Raw genomic sequence first — 4525 nt, 5'->3', positions numbered from 1 at the left:
ATGCCGGTCGTCCGCGCAATACAGCCAGCCGCAGCAAATGCCCAGAGCGGGCCCGAAACCGAGCGTCGTGAATAAGAGAGGCTAGCCATTGGCGCGTCACTGGCATTGAGCCAGGTCCGCGCCATCGGGGAGATTTCATACTCCCCAACCAGAACCGCGATTGCGGTTCCTCCCCCATCGACCAAGGGCGTGCCTGCCCCTTGGCACCCAGCCGCCTCCGGCGCGGCAAGGTGCGTTCCTGCTCCCTTGACCCATGACCATGGCGTGTGCCGCCCGTGGACCCTGCACGATGGCTTCGTCCATCGAGACGACCAACCCTGCGCGGATTGGATGGCGGGAATACAGGAGAAAATCATTCAATCGCCAAGGGAGGCGATTTCCTTCTCTATCGGACGGAAGCGATCCTTAACATCTTCGCCAGAATAGAAATCCAGCAAATCTTCCTTTGAAAGCTGTCCATCAGAGAGAAATTTTGCAAGATATCGATGATTGAATTCCATCAGCAAAATGCTCTTTTCAATTTGCGATAGAATTTTCCGGCAATTGTCGATATTAGAATGAACAAGGGATTTAATAGCGATAATGTCGCTCATATCCTTTATAATTCTATTCACAATCACCTTGAGAGTGTTGTGGTCCAAGTCGATTTTAACACTGTTAATCGCTATATCGCGGGCCAGCATGTAGGCTATAGAAAGGTTTTTATAATCGCCTTTTTGAGAGTCGATTATTGCAATAAATCCTATCGATGGTAGGAATTTTACATCCTGCACAACGCTCAAAATCGAATTATCTACTAGGGATATATCAAAGACTATAATGCCAACTTTTCCGTCGCGGTTGGCTTGAGCTTCTAAAAGTTGGCTCCATGCAGTGTCAGTCTTTTTAGTAAATATGTCCTTTGATTGAATATCACCTAATCGGACGCCTTTATCGAATTTACATTCTATAGCAATTTTTGCACCACTATCGTTGTTTAAATGGCAGACGATATCACCCGTTTTGTTTTTATGAAGCTTTCCTGAAACATCCCCCGTCAATTCGATCTTGTCTCCTAGCCTCTGCTTTGAAATAAATTCATTAAGGTAATCGGCAATATCTTCCTCTGCTAAAACTCCCTTTACAGATGATTTATAAAAAAGCTCTCTCTTCATATCAAATATGATCTTGAGACTTTCTAGCTCTGTCCCAAGTTCATTTGCTGTTTTTGAAAGAAAGCTTGAAAGGCGATCTTCCATTAAGGCAAGAACGCCGATGTATAGTGCTCTATGAAACTTCTCATCTCGCTCAGACGAAGAGGTTTTATCAAAAAAATTAAAAACAATCGGACTATCCATCTCGAACGATGATATTTGAATCCTTTTTGATTGTTGATCGAGATTTACAATACCCATGTTTATATCTTACCGTACCTATAATGTCCCTTGATATTTGAGGCTAGATACTTCCCCTTTGATTCCTGTTGTTCAAATTCCTTGCTCACATGTTCAGGAACATCGAAGTACTGATACGTGCCTCCATTTAGGAATGTAACCTCTAGCGTCGATGTTTCATCATCATATCGAATGGATGCGATATTGGATGACTCAAAAGCTGGAAATTCGTGCCATGCCATGAATAATTCTCACTCTTCTGTTTCTGTATCGGTTTTTATTTTCAAAGGTATTATGGGGTTTTGCTGACGCCAAGCTAGCACAAACTCCTTATAATCTGCGGATTTCAACACCGGGACATTCCAACCACCGGGTGTCATGGAATTTTCTGGCAAAACGTCATCACATACCACAGGGTCTTGGCTATCTGGGCGACGATCTTTCGGCGGGGCTTGGATCATTGTTCGCATGGGAAGCCCCACCGCTTCGCCCAAAACGATTGCCTCACCAGTCCGCAGGATAGGCAGCATGTTCGTGAGCCCTTCTAGATTGTCCGATAGGGTTCCAGTGACGTGAGAGCGATCAGTCGAATTACTCAATCTTAGAGCAAAAAAGGTACCGCATTGAGATAGAATGGTAGAGTTAATTTCTGAAGGCCGTTGGCTAACAATCATGGCCCCAATCCCGTATTTCCTACCTTCCTTGACAATCCGCTGGACGACGGTCGATGCCGCTCCGTCAAAATTATCGTTGAGATAGGTGTGCGCTTCTTCCATCACAATCAACAAGGGCCGCTCGCGACCACCTTCCGACAGGTTTCGAGCCCAAAAAAGCCCATCATACAGCACCCTTAGCACGATGCCGATTATGTCGTTCATCATCGAGGAAGGGACGCCAGAAAGATCGAGGATGGTGATAGGGCGCTCACTTCCGAGCCACATTTTCATCAACTCGGGGAGGTCTTTGGTCACATTCCCATCAATATCGGGATGCCAATCGCCAGCCTTGAGGAGAAAATCAAACCGAGAAACTCTGATTTTTGTCCCAAGATTTTCAACAGGCCCTCTTAAATTATACCCATCTGGTATATAATTTATCTTCTCATCATCATCTTTGATATTTTTTACTTTGCGAAATTTGGGAGGAATGCCCGTTTGTGCGTCTCCTTTAATTTCATTACCGGCTCCATCCTTTTCGTATGCCCAAGTTTTAGGGTCAGAAGCGCTGCCCTTTGCATTATAGTAGGTTCCAAATTCCGTACTGTATAAGCTGTGCCAGAGCTTATTGAGCGAAAACGGCACCGGGCTATCGACGTTGACGTTTTCAGGCGTCACACCGTCCCTTGGATATTTTCGCAACGTTTCTGATTTTAGGTCAATAATTCTTTCAAGGATCATGTTTCTGGCTTTGCCGTCCGTCGGCAGAGGTCCAAACGTTACCTTTAAAAGTTCATCAAAGCTCATCGCCCAGAACGGAATTTGAAGCGAAAACTCATTTTCTTTCTTTTCGTCTGGATTGATTTTGAAGATATTGGCACGATCTCCTAACGCACGAGAGTATTCTCCATGAAGATCAAGAACTACTATTCTCGCCGACGGAAAGCGATTGGAGTCAGATAGAACATTTAACAGACCAGCAACCGTTGTTGATTTTCCTGAACCAGTGGTGCCAACAACGGCGGAATGGCGAGTAACTAACTTGTTAATATCTACCAGTGCATCAATAGACTCACTGCCCGCAATATGCCCTACGCGAACGAAATGATTCTGCTCGCCGATCTTTCCATAGATAGCCGAAAGATCAGATTCGGAAACTAAATGAACCTCGTCATCGATTGTTGGATACTGAGATATACCGCGCTGAAACTTTCCAGTACGGTATCCTTCACCAATTAGTTGGACAGTAATCCATTTATACCCATTCGGCATTTTTGCGACGAGGCTCTCTGGAACGGCGCGTGCTCCAACCTGTGACACGATGCCAAAAAGATCGACATATCCAATAGGGATTTTTACAAAACTTCCAATTTGGCCGATCCGATATCCTTGTCCGCTGACGAAAGTTAATCCCGAAAACTGATCGCTGTTTAATGTCACGCTCACGGATGTCCCACTGACATCTTGAACAGACCCTATAACCGTCGCCGTACCACTCTGGTTAAAGTTCATCGGTTTCAGCTCCGCCGGAGAGATTTTTCAGTAGGTTGCCAAGCACCATGAAATCTCCAAGCTTCAGCTCACAGGCTTTCGTGGAAGCATCAATGTTGATGACTCCGCTCGGCAAGCTAAACGAGGTGGGTTCGTCTGCTCCCGACCACTCACCTTCAATGCGCCCTATGATACCCTTGTCAAATGCGAGGATACTTAGATTAGGAGTGGATAATGCGCACTCCCTCGCCTGCACGTATTGCGGCGAATCAAGGGAACCAAAAAGAAATGCGAAAACGTGTGCGCTGGGGTTTGTTTCCAAGCTTCTGCAAATTATATCGTTAATATGCTCATCGCCAAATGAGTATCCTGACATAAAAAGCAAAGAAGAATTGTTTAAAAGAAAGTCTTTCAATCTATCAAGCATGGCCAAATATGGCATTTTTCGACTTTGATCGTACTTTAGGTGCGACGGATATATCAAATATGATTGATCCTCTGTCTTCTCATCGCTCCGCACGACGCTCTTTCCGTTTATCAGCCTCCAGTTCAGCGAACCATGCATCTTCCACAGTCTCGTCCAACGGGGTGGAAGCAATCCTTCGTCCTCAACAGCACCTAAATCGAAGAATGCTTTCCTTGCTCCTATAAACCCATCGAAATAGGGTGCAGAGCTTTCCTCTAACGCTTGTTCAGCCAATAGATCATAGTTCGTTGTAAACAAATGTACGGGCTTTACGCGTTGGACGGAACGAGTCCAGATAGCTAAGTTATGATAAGGGGATTTTTTATCCGGTAGGGATTTGGAAACTTCTTCAGATATTATTTTGCAAATATCCTCATCCAGAGATTTTAACTCGGACTCGGTCATTTCTCTTGCGGTTCCTTTGCCAGCAACGCTTCGCAGAAGTCTAATCTGACTAGGTTTCGTGGACAAAGGGTATCCATTGCAGGGCTGAGACGAGATTGACGAAGCCGAGGTAGGACTCTTTGGTTTTGTCGTAT

General features: G+C 45.2%; 4 protein-coding genes. All 4 read right to left on the bottom strand.

All coding sequences use genetic code 11. From position 1 onward, the window contains the following. Positions 1 to 356: 356 nt before the first annotated feature. Genes K7W03_RS26665 through K7W03_RS26650 form a run of 4 tightly spaced genes read right to left on the bottom strand, consistent with a single transcriptional unit; the run spans position 357 to position 4391 of the window. Complete coding sequence (locus tag K7W03_RS26665; protein ID WP_222887925.1) at positions 357 to 1394, bottom strand: hypothetical protein; 1038 nt, start codon at positions 1392 to 1394, stop codon at positions 357 to 359. 2 nt (positions 1395 to 1396) lie between these two features. Then, positions 1397 to 1615 (bottom strand): KTSC domain-containing protein, encoded by a 219-nt coding sequence (locus K7W03_RS28415; protein WP_222887924.1) that lies wholly within the window; start codon positions 1613 to 1615, stop codon positions 1397 to 1399. A gap of 9 nt (positions 1616 to 1624) precedes the next feature. Next, positions 1625 to 3541: an ATP-binding protein gene (locus K7W03_RS26655; RefSeq protein ID WP_222887923.1), complete on the bottom strand. Its 1917-nt coding sequence runs from the start codon at positions 3539 to 3541 to the stop codon at positions 1625 to 1627. Continuing rightward, positions 3531 to 4391 (bottom strand): SIR2 family NAD-dependent protein deacylase, encoded by an 861-nt coding sequence (locus tag K7W03_RS26650; RefSeq protein WP_222887922.1) that lies wholly within the window; start codon positions 4389 to 4391, stop codon positions 3531 to 3533. Before K7W03_RS26650 ends, K7W03_RS26655 begins: the two co-directional genes overlap by 11 nt. Between the last annotated feature and the right edge of the window lie 134 nt (positions 4392 to 4525).

Source organism: Sphingobium sp. PNB (assembly GCF_019873065.1).
Lineage (GTDB): Bacteria > Pseudomonadota > Alphaproteobacteria > Sphingomonadales > Sphingomonadaceae > Sphingobium > Sphingobium fuliginis.
This window is presented reverse-complemented; position numbering and strand designations above follow the sequence as displayed.

Bases quoted from the DNA above. Each gene is read 5' to 3' on its own strand.
- K7W03_RS26665 (WP_222887925.1), bottom strand. From the start codon at position 1,394: ATGGGTATTGTAAATCTCGATCAACAATCAAAAAGGATTCAAATATCA.
- K7W03_RS28415 (WP_222887924.1), bottom strand. From the start codon at position 1,615: ATGGCATGGCACGAATTTCCAGCTTTTGAGTCATCCAATATCGCATCC.
- K7W03_RS26655 (WP_222887923.1), bottom strand. From the start codon at position 3,541: ATGAACTTTAACCAGAGTGGTACGGCGACGGTTATAGGGTCTGTTCAA.
- K7W03_RS26650 (WP_222887922.1), bottom strand. From the start codon at position 4,391: ATGACCGAGTCCGAGTTAAAATCTCTGGATGAGGATATTTGCAAAATA.